The following is a 19,631-nucleotide window of genomic DNA, read 5'->3' as shown; positions in this document are numbered from 1 at the left end:
TAGTAGAACTTGAAGTTAGAAAAGTTTTTGTTGTAATCTTATTTTTATGTTTAAAATTATTTTGAAGGAATAGCCACTCTAAATGTTGATCCTTTATTTTCTTCAGATTCACAGACAATTACTCCTCCATGTATTTCAACAAATTCTTTTGCGATTACTAACCCTAATCCAGTACCAGGAATATGATTTGTGTTGCTTGCTCTGAAAAACGACTCAAATAATTGAGAAAATTCATTTAATGGAATGCCTAAACCTTTATCAATAACTTCGAATAAAAATGAGGACTCATCTACTTTTACATTCACTATTACCTCATCATTTGAATATTTAATGGCATTTGACATTAAGTTATCAAAAACATGATTAATTAGATCCGTATCTAACCAAAAAGTCTCGGTCTTAATATCAAAATTTAGCTCAATTTCTCTTGTGGTATGTGTTTTATCAATATACTCTTTTAAATAGTTGGTGATAAACTTTTCAATATGAATTAAATCTGGTGAATAGGGAGTTCTGCCTGCTTCAATTTTACCCAATTGTAATACTTCATCCATTAAAATATTTAAACGGGTAGACTCGTTTTCCATTCTTTGAACATACTTTTGTATTCCAAACTGATCCAAAGAAACTCCTTGTTTTTCTAGTTTCAATTCGACCAATTCTAAATTTGCTAAAATTGTAGCTAATGGTGTTTTGAACTCATGCGAAGCCATTGATATAAACTTCGACCTCATTTCGTTCAATTCTTTCTCTCTTTCTAAATTTTTTCTTAATTCGTCCTCAATCTTCTTTTGATTTAAAACATTCCTGACTACCACAAAATAAAAAACTGTTTCTGAAATAGGTAACGTGATAATACTAACCTCTGTGGGAATCTGATCTCCAGATTTACCTTTAAATTCCCACTCAAATCGAATCTCCCCTTGTCTCTGTACACTATTTACCATTGCCTTAAATAAATCTTTTGATTCACCTCCATAAGGTTGGGAATCGGGGGAGTTGCGGCTTATCCACTCATTGAATAGAACTTCTTTTAACTGCCCAAAAAAAGTAGTTACCTTATCGTTATACACATTAATTCTAAACTTACTATCTAGAATAAAATAGGCATCTGAGGATTTATCAAAAATGGATTTAAATTTTTCTTGCTTTAGCTGAAGAGTAAGCTGACTACTAAAAATGAAATCAGAAAATGACTTTACTATAGTTTTTACATTTCTGTTAGCGAAAACTATGTTTGAGGTGTTCTGTGACCAAAGGGTTTCTAAAAATATTAGGATAAAAAACAGTAAGAGAATAAATAAATGAAACTCTCTATCTTCTGATTGAAAGATTAAAAAAGAAATTAAGACAATAGAAAATAAATGAGTAGGTTTTAGAGATTTAAATAGCCTTTTGATCATTACAGTGGGTATAGTTTACTGTAATTTAATCAATTACAACTATTTATTTTAATTTTGACTTATTAAAATCACCATAATTCTGTTCAAAATATTTTTTGGCTTGTGCATAATTTGTCATTTCCCTATCTGTAATTCTAATTGGTGTTGTTGCTTTAAAGTAGATCGTTAACACATTAAATGTAGATTTACCTATCAATTTCTGTGTTTCTTCCCATACTAATAATTGTTGTTTTAGGCTGACTTCATGTTTACTCCCAATCCTAAGAGGGAATTTTTCGGTAATTTTTCCTCTATAAATAGTTACCTTCTTATATGCAAACATTACTCTAACTAACATCATTAAAGTAATTATTGAAAAAAGAATTAATGAAATAGCATTATACCAAGTAACCCCTGCAATTGACATCCACCTAACAGAACCTATTGTTAAAGTAGTAGTGATTATCACAAAAATACCTAACGCAAAAAACGCAGGTGTTTTAGGGTAAACATTTATTGGTTTTATATCTTTTTTCTTCCCTTTCATTTTTTATCCAATCAAAATAATCAAAGCAGAAACAAATGCACCGCCTGTAACGAAAATGTTCCAATCTCTTTGTGTAAAAGAGGTGAATCCCATAATGATGGCATTAATAAACATTACAACAGTTACAATTGCTAATTGTCCTAATTCCAAGCCAACGTTAAAAGCTAATAATGGTTCCCAAATAGATTCCTCGCTTCCTAACAACGATTTAAGATAATTAGAAAAGCCCATTCCGTGGATTAATCCAAAGATAGTTGCTTCAAAAAAGTATCTTTTAAAAGGAACATTTCTTTGTAAATAATGTGGTTGATTTTTGGGATCTTTCGTATTAAAAAGGTTAGACAAACACACTATTAATATGGTAATAGGAATTAGCATTTCAATAAAATCCTCATTAATTGGAATGATATCTAAAGTAGATAAAGCCAATGTAATAGAGTGTCCTACTGTAAAACCAGTCACCAACCATACAATATACTTAAAGTCTTTTGTACTAAATGTTGCGATTAAGGCCAATATAAATAATATATGATCATGACCTTGAATATCTGTGATGTGTTCTAAACCTAATTGTAAGTAAAGCCAAAAATCTGACATTGGATATTATTAGTTTATAAAGTTTATACAAAGATATATCAGAATTTCACTACAAATTCTCAATATATTCTAACATGGTAATTTTATTGCTTGTAATTATAACAATAATCTTTCCTAATTGTATTATAATATCACAGAATTGAATATTTTTGATACTTAGAAACCTTACAAAGTTGATCACATGAAGTTCGCCTATAAACTTTTTCTAAGTTTTTGCCTTTTCTTTATTATTCAAGTTGCCTCTGCTCAAGATTCTTGGGACAAGATTAAAAGGGAGCACAAAGGAACAATCACTGTTTATTACATTCAGAATAAACCATTTATCTACTCATTACCAAATGGAGGCATGAGTGGTATTGAGTATGAGATGTTCTCTAAAATGATAAAGGAGAAGAGAAAAGAGCTAAAGGCGGTAATTGATATCAAATGGCAAGCTGTAGAATCTTGGGATGACTTGTATGCTAAGATATCATCAAAAGGAGATGGTATTTTCGGAATGTCAGGAATTACTTTAACTGAAAGTCGTAAAGATCAAATCGATTTTCTTCCTCCTTACATGCCCGACATCGAAATTATTGTTTCTTCTGAAGATGTGAATATTTTTCAGAAAAAAGAGAATTTCAATACCGCTATGCAATCCTTGCAGGCGGTGACTATCAAGAATTCTACTTTTGAGAGAAACCTTGTGAAATTAAAACACGAAAACCTTCATGCTTTAGAATATACCTATGTTAATAATGTAGAGCAATTAATTGACAAGATCGCGAACTCAAATGATCATTGGGGTTATACTAATTTGTCCAATTATGCCTATGCATTATCAAAAGGTCTACACTTACAAAGGCAATTATTTTATCAGACAGAAAATCAAGGATTGGCAGTGATTCTTCCTTTGAAATCATCTTGGAAAGAACCACTTACATCATTTTATAAATCTCCTACCTTTAAACCTTATATCAACGACCTTATTAGAAAGTATTTAGGAGATAAAATTACAGACCTCATTTGGGACATATCGGCAAACAATAGTAGTCTGATAGATACTTTAAGAAATCAACAAAGAGAAATTGGTTTGTTAACTGTTGAATCTGAAATCCGATTACTGCGTCTAACACAAAAGGAATTAGAAATCTCTCAGCAGAACACTATCCGTAATATATTAGTCGCTTCTTTATCAGTTACTCTTTTGTTTTTAGTGATGCTTTTTCACTTTAATAACTTGGTAAAACGTTCCAATCAGAAATTAGAACATCAAAATCAAGAAATTGAAGAACAGGCAAAATCACTAAAAAATGCATATAAAGACTTGGAGGCTTTGAGTCAGATTGGGCGTGATGTTACTTCTAAATTATCAACAAAAGAGATTATTAAAACGGCATATACTCAGATTAATGAGTTAATCGGTACTCCTATTTTTGGGATCGGTTTATATGATAAGAAATCTAATAGCTTGAAATTTCCTTATGTTTTTGAGGGGGATCAAATTATAAAGAACAAAGCCTATGACCTTAAGGAGAAGATGAGGCTAGCAGTGATGTGTTTTGACCAAGGAAAAGAAATCTTCGTTCAAAAGTTCAGCACTGACCATAGAAATTATGTGAAAGAGGTTTTAAAACCTATTGCAGGTAATAATGCTGAGTCGATTATTTATATCCCGTTGATGGAGAAAAATAATCAACCAATAGGGGTAATCACGGTACAATCCTTCGAAGCCAATGCCTTCGATAGCTATAAGCTTAATCTAGTAAGAAACATTGCTATTTATATCCGTATTGCCCTTCAGAATGCTCGTTCTTTTAATAGTCAGGAAGAAAAGCAACATAAACTGATGGAGGCCAACATTCATATTATGGAGCAGAAGGAATTGATTGAGGAGAAAAACCATGAACTTCAAACGGCAAATGGAGAGAAAAACCACCTTTTAGGCATTGTGGCTCACGATCTCAGAAATCCACTTGCCAGTTCTATCACTCTTCTTTCTATGCTTAACGCTAATGAAGAAAAGTTTGATGAGGATGAAAAAATGTGCATCGAAGGTTCTCTTAAGGCAATGCACCGTATGAATAATATGATTGAAGAAATACTAGATGCTCGTGCTAACGCCAATAAAGAGGAACAAGCCAATAAAGAAGCCTCAAAAGATATTATTTCTGCTACTGAAATTGTTCAATCTGTTATCAACGATTTTGAAACGATTGCCGAGAGAAAAGAAATTAGTCTATCTCTTGATATTCAATCGGATGGTTTGGTAGAAGTCAATGAGCAACACTGTATTCAAGTCGTCGAGAACTTGATATCGAACGCTATCAAATTCTCTCCAAAAGGGACCAATGTAAATACAGTCATTGAAAAAACGCCTGACTTTATACAGATTAATATTACCGATCAAGGTCCCGGTATATCAAAAGAAGATCAGAAAAAGCTCTTCAAGAAGTATCAGAAACTTTCCGCAAAACCTACAGGTGGTGAAAAGTCGACAGGTTTAGGTCTTTCTATTGTGAAGAAATATATTGACGAAATGGGTGGAGAAGTCAAATGTAGCAGTGAGGTTGGAGAAGGAACAACCTTTAGTTTGTTGTTGCCTTATTTGTAATAACCACCGAAATTCTCATTTTTTATGATAGCATAGTTCCACATATTCCTGTACCTACAATAGCATAAACTACTGCTATTGTAAAAAATATTTTTGCTTGCCAATCTTTACCCTTCATCCTTAGTATTAGTCCAATACCCATAAAAATGACGAATGGTGAAATAAATAAAATGATGAAAAATATAATAATGCCTTCGTGATTATTCATTTTACTGTTGTTGAAGTTCCAATAATTTATCTTTCTTTTCATCCCTATACAATAGATTCATTGTTTCAAAAGGAATGATCTTATTGTCTTTATTAACGATATGTACACAAGACTTTTTGATGGCTCTCACATCAAAATTATGTGCATCCATAAAGTTCATGATAATTACTCGAAATAAATTATCATAACCCAATTGTGGAGCATCAACAAAAGGCAAACAACAAAGCAATTGATGCATCTCTTGAGTGGCCTTATCTGTGGATATTCCGGTACTAAATATATCAATCATTTTATTCTGTAAAAACTCATCTTGTTCATAAACAATAGTGTTTTTACTATTATCAAGAAGATCTGCAGGATTAATATATCTAGTTAATGGAGTCGCCTTTCCTCCTAGTTTTAAAGCATAACCCATTACTAATGCATCTGGGTTACATGGCACAGGAATCAAGTCATCACTTTTAAAAACCGAAGATTGTTCTAATATTTTTCGTCTGGTTTCTGTGAGAGTAATTCTATCTTTCGCATGATCGAAGTTCTCTAATCTCCCTGCCTCTTGTGTAGGCTGAAAAGTTACGCCACGAATACACTTTTGCTTCAAAGCATAATCAATGGTCTCACCCATTTCATGATCGTTCAATCCTTTTTGAAGTGTCACCACCAAAGTTGTGGATAGATTTAATTTATTGAGATGATGAATCGCTTTCTCTCTAGTTTTTGATAACTCCGCCCCTCTCATTGTTTTCAAGACTTCATTATCAAAAGAGTCAAATTGAAGATAGATTTCAAAATCTGGCATGTAAGAGGCCAACCTTTTCGCATAGTCAAAATCCTTTGCAATCTCTACTCCATTTGTATTCAACATCAAATGTTTGATGGGTAGCGATTTTGCATAATCTAGAATTTTAAATAACTCTGGATGAACAGTGGGTTCACCTCCACTTATCTGAACTACATCAGGTTCTTTTTCATTCCTTACAACAGCATCCAACATCGCTTTTACTTCCTCAAAAGTTCTATGTCGACCATAAGTAGGCGATGAACCCGCATAACAAGTCGGACAAGTTAAATTACAACGGTCAGTAATTTCGACTACAGTTAAACACGAATGTTGTTCATGATCGGGACAAAGACCACAATCATAAGGACATCCATAATGTGTTTTTGTATTAAAAGTATAAGGAAACTCTGGGTTCTTATTATAATTTCTGATGTTTTTATAATACTCAATATCATCAGCTATGAGTACTTTTGAATTGCCATGTTCAGGACATCTTTTGAGCATAAACACCTTTTCATCTTCGAAAATGATTTTTGCGTCTACTCGTTTTAGACATTCTGGACAAAGACTTAATGTGAAGTCGTAATAGTTGTATTTTCTTGTAGGCATTGTTTGCTAAGCTTAATAATCGATTTTGAGTAATACAACCAACAGGTGATACAAAGCCATTGAATACTACTCAAGTGTAATATAAAAAATACATTGGGTTTAATAAATTCTATGATGAAACGGAACCCAAAGTAAGAAAGCATGAACAATTTAAAAAGTGTCCCATTTTCTAAAGTGATTCTCTGCTTCACCTGATAAAGTACAAATGCTAACCCAATTAAAAAAAGTATTTCATAAAGTGATGTAGGGTGTCTGAAAACTCCATCACCTAGATCCATTCCCATAAAAAAATTGGTTGGCTTCCCGTAGGTAAATTCATTTACCCCAGAAAGGAAACAACCAATTCTTCCAATCCCAATTCCTAACATCAATGGGAATACAAATAAGTCTCCTGAAGACTTTTTCTCTTTTATAAATAGTTTTGTAATCTCCACCCCAAGAAGTCCACCAAATAACCCACCCATTATGGTTTTGTTATTGTATAATTGAATGACACTATCAATATCTAAGGTAGGATTTTCTAAAAAACCAATGATTCTTGAACCTAGAAAAGCACCAATTGCTGCTCCCAAAATAATTGATAAACGATTATTACTATCAATAGGGTCAACTTGTCTTTTCTTAAGCATTCGATAAAACTGAAAGCCTACAAAAAAAGAAAGGTATTCGCTTATAAGGTGAATATTGATGGGAATATCAAATAATTGAGGTGTATAAGGGATTTCCATATTAAAGCATTTCTTTCAACTGCTTAATACGCTCCTCAAAAGAAACTTCTGATATATCTACAGACTTATTTGATATCGTCTTTAAATAGTCTAATACTTCTGGTTGATGATCTGTACTTTTTCCTGATCTTGGGTCAATGTATTTCATCTTCGACCAAAGAACCGTTTTTAAAGATTTCTTAGCATCATCCAACATGTAATACTCAACAGTAATTGAGTTTTCATCTACGTGGATAATACTTGATTTAATACGCACCCACTCACCTACGGCGGCTGGTCTTAAATAAGAAATTTGATGATTATAAATTACCCATCCTGTTCCAAATTCTTTATAGATATCAGCAATATTGTATCCATACAATTGAGGAACTCTATCTTCTCTTGCATTAAAGAAATAATCGAAATATTTCGCATTGTTTAGATGACGAAATGGATCACAGTCCTGAAATCTGATAATAACTCTCGATTCAGTTTCCTGTGGATAGCTTTTTTGTTTATCGTGAAAGAATGGCATTTTTTATTGGAATCTATCGTTTCTATCAATCCATGAGTTACGTCTCTCCCACTTCAAATCTTGTAACATAGCTGCTTTTACAGCGATTGTAATGTTATAAGACTGACGTGGTCCAAATGGAATCCAGTTGGCTGTAAGTTGCCAACAGTGTAGGTCTCTGGTTAAATCCAGTGATGTATACGAGAATGAACCTAATTTGAAGTCATAACCAGACCTGAAAGCCACTTTCCATTTTGGTGTTAGAGAAACATCACCACTAAACGTTAAGGTTTGAGTGACTGTCGGTTCAGCAAATCCTACTTGACTATAGTTCAAACTATAATTTAATGATAATGACCAAGGAATATCAAAGTCCATATAAAGATCAGGATTACGCCTCATCTCTTCGATCATCTGACGTTCCATTTCGTTCCTTGGCTCCATTTCATCCAATTTCTTTTCTTTCTTTTCTTTGGCTCCTTTTGGTTGTAATCTTGTACCTATTGCAACAGTTAAATTACTAAGGTTGGCAACTCCTCCGCCTGAGCCTGCTAATAGGTCTTTTGATTTATACTGACCTGTTACCACTTCTCTACCTGCTCCTTCATCATATTCTGTTGAAGTAACTACATAACGGTAAGGATCCCATCTAGAATTAACACTTACATCTACTTTTTTAAGTAGTGTTGTTCTGAAACCTGCATTAATATCTGACCAATTCAAAGAATCTCGTTCGAAATCATAACCTGATGACATGCTCAAGTTATTTAAGATCATTGTCTTTTTCGATTTCCCATCTTCACCTTTTTGACCAGATTTATGTTCTAAGATGTTGTTGATGGAGAAACTTATGGCCTGACTTCTATTTCCACTAGGAGCTCCTACTAATCCGCCTTGAGATCTAAATACTTTTGTTCCATTAGTATTAGACTCACTTGTTTGTACATATTGATAATAATCAAAAGTAGGATCACCAAAATCTGGGTTAAAGTTATATGAAATAGAAGGCTGAATCGTATGTCTGAAGATTGAACCGCCTTTCATATTATAGAACATAAACATGTTGGTGTTAAAACCTACTGAAGTTCTGTATTCACTATATCTTGTCAACGCATTGGTTGTATCTACTAAAACCGCATTTTCAGATTCAATATAAGTATAATCATAGCTTACAGGGTGCCAGTATTCTTTATAAGAAAAACTAGGTGATAACGTAAAGTGCTTTAAAACTTTCATCTGAGTGGAAACTGGAATGTCATGTGTCACACCCCAACGGAACTGATCGGAATAATCACCTAAATTGGCTAATAAATCAGGATATTTACCATCTTCTCCAATGCCATCATCATCTGAATTATCAGCACCAACCACATCAAAAGGGAGTTTACCTGCACCTAATTTGTTGGTTACTTCACCTCTAGCACTCATATTATATGTAATACCAATCTCTGAAATAGGATTTGACTTTTTAAATAAAGATTTAAAAGGCCTCGCTCTCGCCATGTTTAAACTTGCTTCTGGAGCTAATGTTGCCTCGCCTGTTTGAACATTTTGTTGATAACGACCTTGAGCCGTTGTGGAGAAATTTACGTTACCTACTGAAAAACTATTACTATAACTAATCGACGAGTTCATCGAAGACTGTAAGTAATCATTGGCGTTTTGTGAGTTGTTTCTGTTATAATCTGAATTGGCAATATTGACGTTTGCTGAGAAACGTGAATTCTTTTTACTTTCTTGAGAGTGAGTCCAACGTAATGAGTAATCGGTTTGAGTCGATACAGAACCATCATTTTCCTGGAATAAGTTATTGATATAATCGAAACCAAAACTACCACTAAACGCATATCTTTTTCGGTATTGGGATTGTGTTCTTACACCCCATCCACCTAGTGTATAAGCAGAACCTAAAACTTGTAAGTTAAAGTAGTCCGTTAAAGCTAAGAATACACCACCATCTCTAAGGTAAAATCCTCTATCGGTCGACTCACCATAAGTAGGCATAATGAAACCGGAAGTATTATTTGTTGTTGCAGGGAAAATACCAAAGAAGAAGCCTAAAGGGAGAGGTGTTTCATTCAACTCTACTAAGAAAGGACCAGATACAATATTTTTTTCAGGGACTACCTTTAGTTTTTGCGTTTTAAAACCAAAGTGAGGGTGTTCTAAACGACAAGTGGTATACACGTTGTCTGCCATATACATTTCCTCTCCTGCTGTTTTTTTCACTAACTGAGATGTGATAATACCATCACTTTCTTCTGTTACAATACCTTTAATTAGACCTTTACCCGTTTCATAATTGTAAATCATTTGGTTGGCATTAAAGGTCGATTGTCCATCAACAAAAATGGGTTTTTCAACGATCTTACCGGTGGAATCAGCCATACCTTGTGCTTTTACAATGTGAGTCACAAAGTTCATCTCAATCTGACCTGCATTCAATTTCTGTTCACCAAACGTTACCTCTGCTTTTTCTTCGAGGTATAATGTTTGGGTTCTCATTACCATATTGGTTCGCTCTGCGGTATATTCTACAGGATTTTCAAATTGATCTTCCGCTTTCGCGATTGAATCAGCTCCCTCTCTTTTCAGTAAGTCTAATGTATTAAAGATCTCTTCTGGCGAAACATACTTATCTCCTCCTGAAAAATCGAGTATTATAGCATCGAGTTCATCAAATACGGTTTCATCTACATTGTCCCATTCGATATCATCATCAGAAACTAAGGCATTATTTAAATCGACTATTTGCTCTACGATGTCAGGATCAGACATATCTTTCCTGATTTGTTGTAACTCTCTATCCCCTCTAAATAACACTGAATCTGAAAAAGCGTGTAGAGCAGCAGCATACTTCTCTAAAGTTTCATTTTTAGAAGTTGCATTTAACTGACGAATAGTTTTTGACAAAGTACGTACCGCCTGCCTACTTTTGGCAGTATCATTCTCTACTTTATAGAACGCGGTGATTTCTTCATCACTTATTTCTCCCGCTTGCGCTTGATTTCCTGATAGACAAATAAACAGAAAGATGCTCGCAAGTCCATACAATAAGTTTTGCAAAAAATTAAGTGTATTTAGATAATGACTAAAAAGCTTAAACATAAAGTCAGGGTATTGAATAACCGACTTCACACAAATTTAATGTAATATTTCGAGTCTTCAAGATCAAAATCCCAAAGAAATGTAGATAAAATAATATTCTTTGATAAATTTGAGAAGTCATATTACAGTTGCAAGCTACAATTGTAACTTATAAATACAAACCAAAATACTTAAACGTGGCCAAAATAAAAATCGAATTTTCTAACGAAGTAAAGGTAGCACTTTTCGCAACTATCTGTTTTATTGTACTTTGGGTAGGATATAACTTCCTCAAAGGAATTGATGTTTTTTCTAACCAAAACCAATACTTCGTCGTTTACGATCAAACTCCAGATTTACAAGTCTCAAATATAGTCACAATTAACGGTGTTAAAGTTGGAAGAGTATCTTTTATGGAATTATTACAAGAAGAAAATAATAAAGTAAAAGTCACTTTAGATATTAATAAAGATTACACTATTTATAAAGGAGCTATTGCTGTTATTGCAGACAAAGGTATGTTAGGAGACAAACAGGTAATTATTCGATTCCCTGTGAAAAAAGCCTTAGCTGAAGAAGGAAGTATATTAGAAGGTGAAATTGAAGATGGAATGATAGCTGCGATTTCTAAGAAAGCAGATCCTATTTTAGCCTCTCTAGAATCTACTCTAGACACTGCTCGATTTGTGATGTCAACTTTCAAAACCACTAGTCAGAAAGTGGATGACCTACTAATAACAGCCAACTACAAAATGGCGAATATCGACACAAGATCTTTGAATGTATCGATTCAAAACTTTGAAAAGATCTCCAATGATTTTGCTGACGCTTCATCGAACTTAGAACCTATGTTGGCTTCTTTTAAGAACATTGCTGACTCTTTGGAGAATGCAGATTTAAAGAAAACTGTTGAAGAAGCACAACTATTGCTTGCTAACATGAACAAAACTTTAGATAATGTAAATAACCCAGAAGGATCTGTTGGTGCTTTACTTACCCAAAGAGAGCTTCATGACCAAATGGTAAAAACAATGGCTGATTTGGATTCTTTATTCATCGATTTCCAAGCACATCCTAAAAGATATGTACACTTCTCTGTTTTTGGTAAAAAAGACAAAGCACCAAAAGAAGAGAAGAAAAAATAATTTGATATTATATAATAAACACCTAATATGATCACAGGTAGCGAATTGATCACCCTAGTAAGGGACAATGATCTATACAACGCCATGACGGCATTGAAAAGAGATTTTCTAAAAGTGGACCCTGCTTTTATGGACCTAAGCGACGATGACTTCATTTCAATCACTTTAATTTCTCCATCTATTGGTATTGCATTAGCGAATGGTAGTGTGAGTCACTACGAAGAGATTACTTTGAGAAGAAAAGCCAGAAAACTTTCAAGAAGAAGTTTCTTCCAAAAGAACGACCCTTTGGCTCCAGCTTTAAAATACCTTTCGTATAATTTTAAAGATTGGGAAGATCGTTTTTATGAATTGATCAAAATCACTATGCATTCTTCTTTGAAAGCTAATAATGTGATTCTTGAAACGCTAAAAAACCCAAATGCCTTAACGGGTGATTTAAAAAGAGATATCTTAAATGCACCATTCATTTTTGTAAAGTTTCTTTCTTTCTTATTCATGGAAGAGGACGATGATCTTTTAAACGAAAGGTCTATTACAGAGGTAGAATTGCAAAAAATACAAGAGATTGGACAAAAATTGGAAATTGACAATGTGCCGATTTTTGAATCATTCTTAAACTCATTTGTCATTCGCCCTTCTGGTGTGAATCAAGAATAATAATGATCTAATCTTTTACAGATTAGTGATTTATCAAATTTTGACGTTAAGTTTATTAAAGCGAGTAAGTAAAATTGCTCGCTTTCTTTTATTTTTGTGTTATGAGTAATGAAGCTATCGATATTTTAAATAATGCAGAACTAAGAAGAACTGCTAGTAGAGTAAGTATTCTAGATATATTTATGAATTCTAAAGTTGCACTATCAGAAAATATTCTCGAAAACCAATTGGAGGGAATATGTGATCGTGCTACGATATACCGTACGCTCAAAACTTTCATCAATAAAGGAATTTTACATCGTGTTATCGATGAAAACAACATTGTAAAATTTGCAATGTGTAATACAAATCATTGCTCAGAGCACGATCACTCACACGATCATGTTCATTTTAAATGCCAAGAATGTGGAGATACGGAATGTATGGATGACCTTCCTATACAATCGGTTACTCTTCCCAACGGATATAAAGCAAAAGAAACAAACTATTTAATTTTGGGTGTCTGTAAAGATTGTAATAAAGATTAATTACAACTATTCATCACTCTAAAAAGTAAACTATAACTATTTTCAGAAATTTTCTAAAAATAAATTTCTCATCCTGCAACCTTTCAAACAAACCGAAGTCTTTAAGTTGAATCGAAAATAATCGAAATAATGACGGCAACGCTTGAAAGATGTAAAGAAGGTGATAGAAAAGCTCAGTATGAAATTTATCAGCAGTATTCTAAAGCAATGTATAACGTAGCAGTTAGAATTGTAAATAATCTAGAAGAGGCTGAAGATGTATTACAAGAAGCATTCTTGAACGCTTTCAGAAACATTCATCAATTTAGTGGTACTTCTACTTTCGGAGCATGGCTCAAAAGAATTGTAGTTAACCATTCTATCAATTATGTGAATAAAAGAAGAATTGATTTTGTAGATACGGAGTCTCATCCGATCGACCAAATCAAAGAAGAAGACCCATTGGATAATGAGGCTATCTTCAATATAGATAAAATCAGAGAAGCTATTCAGTTACTTCCTGATGGGTATAGAGTGGTATTTTCCCTCTACCTCCTGGAAGGTTATGATCATAACGAAATTTCTGAAATACTTAATATAAGTGTTTCTGCTTCTAAGTCTCAGTATAGTAGAGCAAAGAAAAAATTGAGAGATATTTTAAACGCATCAATATAACCATGGAAAAATTAGAAAAATATATCCTAGAGCATAAATCGTCTTTGGATGTCTATTCTCCATCGGCAAAATGCAACGATCGTTTTAAGTCTTATTTATTTGATGAAGTTGAAAAGGTCATCATCAGTAACAAATCTAAATTAGATAGTGGCCAACCTTCTGATAATGTTTGGAAAAATATCAAAAATGAACTCGAAGGAGACGAATCATTTGATATTAACCTAGATCAGCCTACTGGATCCATTGATAAATTTGAGGCTCCTACTGGTTTATGGGATAAGATTTCAACCGAACTTGATCAAGACGATCAGAAATTAGAAAGTAAAGATGAAACACCAAAGGTGAAAGAAGTTCACTTTTCTAAAAATTATAGATGGTGGAGTAGTATTGCTGCTGCAATTGTTATTGGCATTGGCATTGGCTTTATTTTCAAAACACAACAGCTACCATTAAAAGAAAATAATGCTACTGTAAAAGCTGATACCGAATGGAATCAAGCTGAACAATATTTTAAACAAGTAATAAACACCAAGCAAGTACAGATTAAAAAATTAAACTATCAAGATGTCAGATTATTATCCGATTTCGATTCACAGTTGGGTACTCTAAAAGACAATTACAAGGATTTAAAAAGAGAATTGAAAACATCTAAACAGCCAGAAATCATCAAGAAACAAATGATTATAGTTCTTGAACTTCAGGTAGAGCTACTTAATAAGCAAATGGAAATAATATTAGACCAAACCAAAGAAGATCACAAAGATGAAAAAGTTCAACAATATAATATTTAGTATTTTATTCTTATGTATTGCCACTGCTTTACAAGCTAAACAACATCCCAATACAGTAAGTAGAAAAGAAGTTAAAAAGTATACCTCTATTAATACCTCTTCTGTAATGAACATCAGCAATCGTTATGGAGATATTAATATTGAAACAGGTAAAGACATTAAAGATGTAGAAATAGAAATATTATTCGAAGCGTGGAGTACTTCCGAGTCAAAAGCTCAAAGTATGTTAGAATCTATCTCAGTATCAGACAATTCTTCTGGAAATAATATTTCATTAAAAACAAATACGCCAAGTTCAGTATCCATTAACGATAGAAAAGGATTTAAAATCACCTATACTGTTAAGGCTCCCGAAAGTATTAACCTAAGCCTTATTAATAAATATGGAGGCATCTTTTCCGATGATATTTCAGGTGAAGCATTCATTGAAGTGGGTTATGGCAACCTAACCATGAAGGAGTTGAAAAACGAGAGCAATGAGATTATCATCAAATATGGTAATGGAACAATTGATTATATCGAAAAAGGTGAATTCGAAACGAAGTATTTGGGTAAATTAAATATTGGACAAGCCAATGATATTATCTTGGATGATGCTTATGGCAACATTAATGTTGGAACAGCCATTAATGTCTCTGGTTCTTCGAAGTATTCGAACTTAAATATCAACAACCTTAAAGGACAGTTCAATTATCAAATTGGTTATGGCAATATTAATGTCGATCATGTTGATAAAAACTTCACAGGTATCAATGCTTCTAGTTCTTATGGATCAATCAAATTGAATTTAACTGAAAATGTAGATTTTGCTTATGAAGCTAATGTTCGCTACGGTTCGTTCAAATCGAATTTATCCACTTTAGAAAATTATTATCAAATAGAGAAAAATACTTCAGCTGAGTATAAAGGTTATAACTTGGATAAAAATTCTGACAAGAAATTGGTATTGAAATCCAGTTATGGCAGTATAAAAATCAATTAATTGGGTTATTTCAATAAAAAATTATTTTTAGAGACCTCCATTTCTTAAATTTGGGGGTCTTTTATTTTGGAACAAACCTGATGGTGTTTTATGCTATCCTCTTCAAAAAAGGTTATTCCATTATATTTGCATCTTTAATTTTTAAAAAAATGGACAAGCTAATTTAAGCGACAAAATTAATCCTCTAATTACTAAAGAGTTACCATCTTTTAACAGAGTTGAAATTTAAAACCTTTTTTTATACGTCGGCTTAAATCTAGATTTGCAGTTATGTTGAGTAAGAGAATTATTATTGCTTGTGCAATTTTAGGTACATTATCCTTTTCTTGTAGTAAGTTTTCGAAAATATCTAAGAGTAGAGACATCAACGAAAAATACGATGCCGCTCTAAATTATTACGATAATAAAGATTATTATAAAGCCTCTGTTCTATTCGAGGATATCATGGGTGCTTTTGTTGGTGCAGCTGAATATGAAAAAATCCAATTCTATTATGCTTATTCTCAATTTGAACAAAAGCAGTATTTAATTGCAGCCCACCACTTCAAAAGCTTTTTTGAAACCTATAACCGTTCTCCTTTTGCAGAAGAAGCTTTATTTATGAATGGTTACTCTTTATATAAAGATACACCTGATTACAACCTTGATCAATCGGGTACTTCACAAGCCATTGAGGAACTTCAGAACTTCATTAACCGCTACCCTACTAGTCAGTACGCTCAACAGTGCGACGATTTGATTAATGAATTGAGAGCAAGATTGGAATTAAAAGCTTTTGAGATTTCTAAACAATACTCTCACTTAAGATATTATAAAGCTGCCGCTATTGCTTATGAAAACTTCATGAAAGATTATCCTGACTCAGATTTCAAACCTGAGGCCATGTATAAAAAAATGGAGGCAGAATACGAATTGGCTAAAATGTCAGTATTCGATAAACAAGAAGAACGTTATGAATCTGCTATAGAAACATATGGCAAATTCGGTCAGCGTTATTCAGACAGTAGTGCTTTTGCAGATGCTGGCAAACTTAAAAAAGATGTTGATAAGGATTTAAAAAAACACCTTAATAAGAAAGCAGCTTGGGAAAAAGAGTTAGCAAAAATTAAAGCTGCTCAAGAAGCTGGAAAGATTACAAAAGAACAAGCTGAGAAAGAAATTAATGATGGCCCTAAAGAAACGCGAAAACAAAAACGTAAGCGTTCGAAAAACTTGGAGCAAATCCAAGAAGCTGAAAGGGAATCGGAAGAACCTGTTGCAACTCCAACTGAGGAAGCAAAAGAATAAAATTTGTCAAAGAAAGGTCGGTAACGTTTAAGTTATCGACCTTTTTTTTGATTTTAATACTCGAATTAAACATATTGAAACTACATTCTAAGTACTTATCAAATTGGTACGGCACTTAGTCCATTCATTTAACTTTTTAGCTATTGCTTAATAGCATCTTAATTTTTTGAACAAACATGCTCAATAAAACCAGCAAGGTATATACTTATTTGTTAATTATAGGTTGTGTAATCTCAGGTTGTACAATGCCTATGAAATCAGGTAGTACATCAATATCATCTACTTCGCCTGCACTTCTACATTTAGATCAGAAAGACGTTACTAAGGAGAACTTCGTTTACTTGTATGAAAAGAATTATCAAAAAGATTCAAGTTTTTATACTCAAGAAAGTATAGATGAATACCTAGATCTTTTTATCAATTTCAAATTAAAAGTAGCAGAAGCTGAAGCTTTAGGTTATGATACATTAGATGCTTTCAAGAACGAATACAAAATGTATGTCGAACAACTTGAAGAGCCTTATTTAACCGAGTCTGTATTTAACGACAGTCTTGTAAAGCAAGCATATGAACGTCAAAAAGAAGAAGTTAGAGCATCTCATATTTTAATTAACTGTAAACCAGATGCTATTCCAGAAGATACTCTAAAAGCTTACAACAAAGCATTAGAGGTACTTAATAAATATAAAAATGGAGAGCAATTTCCTCAGTTAGCTTTTGAATTTTCTGAAGATCCATCTGCAAAGCAGAATAAAGGTGATTTAGGATATTTCACTTCACTTCAAATGGTATATCCTTTTGAGGAAGCAGCATATAATACAAAAATTGGAGATGTCGCTGGCCCGATTAGAACTCAATTCGGTTACCATTTACTTTATATTCAAGACAAAAGAACTCGTTATGGTACTTTACAGGCTCAGCACATCATGATTAAGTCGAGTATAAGAAACTCTCCTGAGGATCAAAAAGCACACGAAACAAAGATTTTTGCTATCTATGATAGCCTACAGAATGGAGGTGATTGGGATCAGTTATGTAGTACTTTTTCTGAAGATAAACGTACATCAACAAAAAAAGGAATTCTACCACCTGTTTCAGAAGTTCGCTTCCCTCCTGCTTTCTTAAAAGGTATTGAAGCAGTAGACAAGGTGGGTGATATAGCTCAACCTATTCAAACAGACTTTGGTTGGCATATTATACGACTATACAGAAAAGAACCTGTTAAGCCTTACGATGTGATGTATCCATCTCTTGTCAAAAAAGTGAAAAGAGATAGTAGATCTTCTACAAGTAAAGAACAGTTTATTCAAAAGCTGAAAAATGACAATCACTTTATTCCTAATGATGAGAATAAGACGATTGCATTTTCTCAATTTGACTCTACTCTTTTAGAAGGGAAATGGTCGTTGAAAGAAAGTACTCCTACTAAAATCAAGAAAAAGACACTCTTTACTATACATGGTAAAAAAGTGATGAACAATGACTTCTTCGTGTATGTAAGCGATGAACAAAAAAGAACATCAATTGATAGTTTGGAGGAAGTATTAGAGCAATACTATGAGCGTTTCGTGAATCAGACATTAATTGAAGTTGAAAGAGAAAAGTTACCGACAAAATATCCAGAGTTTGCTCACTTATCTCAAGAGTACAAAGACGGATTGTTATTGTTTAGAGTAATGGAAGATAGTGTTTGGAATAAAGCGACTTCAGATCCTGAATTATTAAAAGAATTCTACACTAAGAATATCGATCATTATCAATATGAGGATCGTGTGGAAGTTGATTTTTATAACACAGGCAATAAGGAATTAGAAAATGAGACTATCGTAATGCTTGATTCCGGATACTACAAAGTATTCCCAAGCGATATTTCTTCTCTATATTTCAAAAAAGGTAGCTCATACTTATACAAAACAACTGTTGGTGACTTAAACAACATCACTAATGTTTTAAATAAGGACGCTAATTTATTTGTGGAGTTTGATATTCAAATGCCAAAAAACAGTGGTACAGTATTGAAGAAGAACCGCATTAAAAAGATCTCTGCTTTTCTTGAAAAAGAAAAAATTGACCTATCTAAAATTAAATTTGTGGAAAGTGAAGGTTCTGAAGCTGTAAATGTACAATTTTACAGTACCTTAACTTCTAACTATATTCCTGTAAAGAATAGAATGAGTAACCTATCTGTGAATTTTGAAACAGGTGTTTACACAAAAGAAGATTTACCTCATGCAGATCAAATAAACTTTAAAGTGGGTAGATATATTTTCCAAGAAGGTAATCGTTATATTATTGCCGATGTAAAAACATTTTTACCAAAAGGACCAAAACCATTTGATGTATCAAAAGGTGCTGTAATTGCAGACTACCAACAAGAAATTGAAAAACAATGGTTGTCTGATTTACATAAAAAGCATGAAGTAATTATTGATAGCACGATATTGCAATCTTTATATAATCACAAGAAAACAATGTAAATTGGTAACATTGGAAGTTTTATGTTAACTAAACATGAACATTTTAATAGTATTAAATTACAGTTACTAAAATTTCTTTGAAG

17 protein-coding genes are annotated in these 19,631 nt (G+C 32.9%); 9 read left to right on the top strand and 8 right to left on the bottom strand.

Features of this window, described 5'->3' with window-relative positions; translation table 11 throughout:
• Window positions 1-56 precede the first annotated feature (56 nt).
• Genes KMW28_RS08335 through KMW28_RS08325 form a run of 3 tightly spaced genes read right to left on the bottom strand, consistent with a single transcriptional unit; the run spans window position 57 to window position 2,526 of the window.
• Window positions 57-1,403, bottom strand: coding sequence for a PAS domain-containing sensor histidine kinase (locus tag KMW28_RS08335; RefSeq protein WP_169664626.1), 1,347 nt, complete (start codon window positions 1,401-1,403; stop codon window positions 57-59).
• A 43-nt stretch (window positions 1,404-1,446) separates the two neighbouring features.
• A complete protein-coding gene (locus KMW28_RS08330; RefSeq protein ID WP_169664627.1) occupies window positions 1,447-1,929 on the bottom strand; it encodes a hypothetical protein in 483 nt (160 codons plus the stop codon).
• A 3-nt stretch (window positions 1,930-1,932) separates the two neighbouring features.
• Window positions 1,933-2,526 carry a HupE/UreJ family protein gene (locus KMW28_RS08325; RefSeq protein ID WP_066208395.1) on the bottom strand — a complete coding sequence of 198 codons (594 nt, stop codon included), beginning with the start codon at window positions 2,524-2,526 and terminating at the stop codon, window positions 1,933-1,935.
• 181 nt (window positions 2,527-2,707) lie between these two features.
• Here KMW28_RS08325 and KMW28_RS08320 point away from each other — a divergent pair, with 181 nt between their 5' ends.
• Window positions 2,708-5,119 carry an ATP-binding protein gene (locus KMW28_RS08320; protein WP_169664628.1) on the top strand — a complete coding sequence of 804 codons (2,412 nt, stop codon included), beginning with the start codon at window positions 2,708-2,710 and terminating at the stop codon, window positions 5,117-5,119.
• 22 nt (window positions 5,120-5,141) lie between these two features.
• Here the strand turns inward: KMW28_RS08320 and KMW28_RS08315 are convergent, their stop codons facing one another.
• Genes KMW28_RS08315 through KMW28_RS08295 form a run of 5 tightly spaced genes read right to left on the bottom strand, consistent with a single transcriptional unit; the run spans window position 5,142 to window position 11,004 of the window.
• The gene (locus KMW28_RS08315; RefSeq protein WP_066208399.1) at window positions 5,142-5,327 is read right to left on the bottom strand and encodes a hypothetical protein; all 186 of its coding nucleotides are present in this window, start codon (window positions 5,325-5,327) and stop codon (window positions 5,142-5,144) included.
• A 1-nt stretch (window position 5,328) separates the two neighbouring features.
• Window positions 5,329-6,717 (bottom strand): radical SAM protein, encoded by a 1,389-nt coding sequence (locus KMW28_RS08310; protein WP_169664629.1) that lies wholly within the window; start codon window positions 6,715-6,717, stop codon window positions 5,329-5,331.
• Window positions 6,678-7,445 carry a prolipoprotein diacylglyceryl transferase gene (locus KMW28_RS08305; RefSeq protein ID WP_169664630.1) on the bottom strand — a complete coding sequence of 256 codons (768 nt, stop codon included), beginning with the start codon at window positions 7,443-7,445 and terminating at the stop codon, window positions 6,678-6,680. Before KMW28_RS08305 ends, KMW28_RS08310 begins: the two co-directional genes overlap by 40 nt.
• A gap of 1 nt (window position 7,446) precedes the next feature.
• A complete protein-coding gene (locus KMW28_RS08300) occupies window positions 7,447-7,959 on the bottom strand; it encodes an acyl-CoA thioesterase (protein ID WP_169664631.1) in 513 nt (170 codons plus the stop codon).
• 3 nt (window positions 7,960-7,962) lie between these two features.
• Window positions 7,963-11,004, bottom strand: coding sequence for a putative LPS assembly protein LptD (locus KMW28_RS08295; RefSeq protein WP_158297615.1), 3,042 nt, complete (start codon window positions 11,002-11,004; stop codon window positions 7,963-7,965).
• A 218-nt stretch (window positions 11,005-11,222) separates the two neighbouring features.
• On the opposite strand from KMW28_RS08295, the gene KMW28_RS08290 reads away from it, so the two are divergent.
• The 8 genes from KMW28_RS08290 to KMW28_RS08255 all read left to right on the top strand — a co-directional run bounded on the left by KMW28_RS08290 (window position 11,223) and on the right by KMW28_RS08255 (window position 19,548).
• Window positions 11,223-12,170 (top strand): MlaD family protein, encoded by a 948-nt coding sequence (locus tag KMW28_RS08290; protein ID WP_169664632.1) that lies wholly within the window; start codon window positions 11,223-11,225, stop codon window positions 12,168-12,170.
• A gap of 27 nt (window positions 12,171-12,197) precedes the next feature.
• The gene (locus tag KMW28_RS08285; protein ID WP_066208408.1) at window positions 12,198-12,830 is read left to right on the top strand and encodes a hypothetical protein; all 633 of its coding nucleotides are present in this window, start codon (window positions 12,198-12,200) and stop codon (window positions 12,828-12,830) included.
• A 101-nt stretch (window positions 12,831-12,931) separates the two neighbouring features.
• Window positions 12,932-13,357 carry a Fur family transcriptional regulator gene (locus KMW28_RS08280; protein WP_066208409.1) on the top strand — a complete coding sequence of 142 codons (426 nt, stop codon included), beginning with the start codon at window positions 12,932-12,934 and terminating at the stop codon, window positions 13,355-13,357.
• A 129-nt stretch (window positions 13,358-13,486) separates the two neighbouring features.
• On the top strand, window positions 13,487-14,011 hold the full coding sequence (locus KMW28_RS08275) for an RNA polymerase sigma factor (protein WP_169664633.1): 525 nt from the start codon (window positions 13,487-13,489) through the stop codon (window positions 14,009-14,011).
• 2 nt (window positions 14,012-14,013) lie between these two features.
• Entirely contained in the window at window positions 14,014-14,802 is a 789-nt protein-coding gene (locus KMW28_RS08270) for a hypothetical protein (RefSeq protein WP_169664634.1), read from the top strand.
• The gene (locus KMW28_RS08265) at window positions 14,774-15,784 is read left to right on the top strand and encodes a DUF4097 family beta strand repeat-containing protein (protein ID WP_169664635.1); all 1,011 of its coding nucleotides are present in this window, start codon (window positions 14,774-14,776) and stop codon (window positions 15,782-15,784) included. Before KMW28_RS08270 ends, KMW28_RS08265 begins: the two co-directional genes overlap by 29 nt.
• A 270-nt stretch (window positions 15,785-16,054) precedes the next feature.
• Window positions 16,055-17,071 carry an outer membrane protein assembly factor BamD gene (locus KMW28_RS08260; protein ID WP_066208417.1) on the top strand — a complete coding sequence of 339 codons (1,017 nt, stop codon included), beginning with the start codon at window positions 16,055-16,057 and terminating at the stop codon, window positions 17,069-17,071.
• Window positions 17,072-17,247: 176 nt separating this feature from the next.
• Entirely contained in the window at window positions 17,248-19,548 is a 2,301-nt protein-coding gene (locus KMW28_RS08255; RefSeq protein ID WP_169664636.1) for a peptidylprolyl isomerase, read from the top strand.
• Window positions 19,549-19,631: the final 83 nt, after the last annotated feature.

Origin of the sequence: Flammeovirga yaeyamensis (assembly GCF_018736045.1) — a bacterium.
Taxonomy (GTDB): Bacteria; Bacteroidota; Bacteroidia; order Cytophagales; family Flammeovirgaceae; genus Flammeovirga; species Flammeovirga yaeyamensis.
Note: the sequence above shows the minus strand (reverse complement) of the source record. Positions and strands in the feature narration are given on the sequence as shown.

Excerpts from the sequence above, each read along its gene's own strand:
- KMW28_RS08275 (WP_169664633.1), top strand. The coding sequence starts at position 13,487 with ATGACGGCAACGCTTGAAAGATGTAAAGAAGGTGATAGAAAAGCTCAG.
- KMW28_RS08315 (WP_066208399.1), bottom strand. The coding sequence starts at position 5,327 with ATGAATAATCACGAAGGCATTATTATATTTTTCATCATTTTATTTATT.
- KMW28_RS08255 (WP_169664636.1), top strand. The coding sequence starts at position 17,248 with ATGCTCAATAAAACCAGCAAGGTATATACTTATTTGTTAATTATAGGT.
- KMW28_RS08260 (WP_066208417.1), top strand. The coding sequence starts at position 16,055 with ATGTTGAGTAAGAGAATTATTATTGCTTGTGCAATTTTAGGTACATTA.
- KMW28_RS08320 (WP_169664628.1), top strand. The coding sequence starts at position 2,708 with ATGAAGTTCGCCTATAAACTTTTTCTAAGTTTTTGCCTTTTCTTTATT.
- KMW28_RS08280 (WP_066208409.1), top strand. The coding sequence starts at position 12,932 with ATGAGTAATGAAGCTATCGATATTTTAAATAATGCAGAACTAAGAAGA.
- KMW28_RS08270 (WP_169664634.1), top strand. The coding sequence starts at position 14,014 with ATGGAAAAATTAGAAAAATATATCCTAGAGCATAAATCGTCTTTGGAT.
- KMW28_RS08310 (WP_169664629.1), bottom strand. The coding sequence starts at position 6,717 with ATGCCTACAAGAAAATACAACTATTACGACTTCACATTAAGTCTTTGT.
- KMW28_RS08305 (WP_169664630.1), bottom strand. The coding sequence starts at position 7,445 with ATGGAAATCCCTTATACACCTCAATTATTTGATATTCCCATCAATATT.
- KMW28_RS08265 (WP_169664635.1), top strand. The coding sequence starts at position 14,774 with ATGAAAAAGTTCAACAATATAATATTTAGTATTTTATTCTTATGTATT.
- KMW28_RS08330 (WP_169664627.1), bottom strand. The coding sequence starts at position 1,929 with ATGAAAGGGAAGAAAAAAGATATAAAACCAATAAATGTTTACCCTAAA.
- KMW28_RS08335 (WP_169664626.1), bottom strand. The coding sequence starts at position 1,403 with ATGATCAAAAGGCTATTTAAATCTCTAAAACCTACTCATTTATTTTCT.
- KMW28_RS08285 (WP_066208408.1), top strand. The coding sequence starts at position 12,198 with ATGATCACAGGTAGCGAATTGATCACCCTAGTAAGGGACAATGATCTA.
- KMW28_RS08300 (WP_169664631.1), bottom strand. The coding sequence starts at position 7,959 with ATGCCATTCTTTCACGATAAACAAAAAAGCTATCCACAGGAAACTGAA.
- KMW28_RS08325 (WP_066208395.1), bottom strand. The coding sequence starts at position 2,526 with ATGTCAGATTTTTGGCTTTACTTACAATTAGGTTTAGAACACATCACA.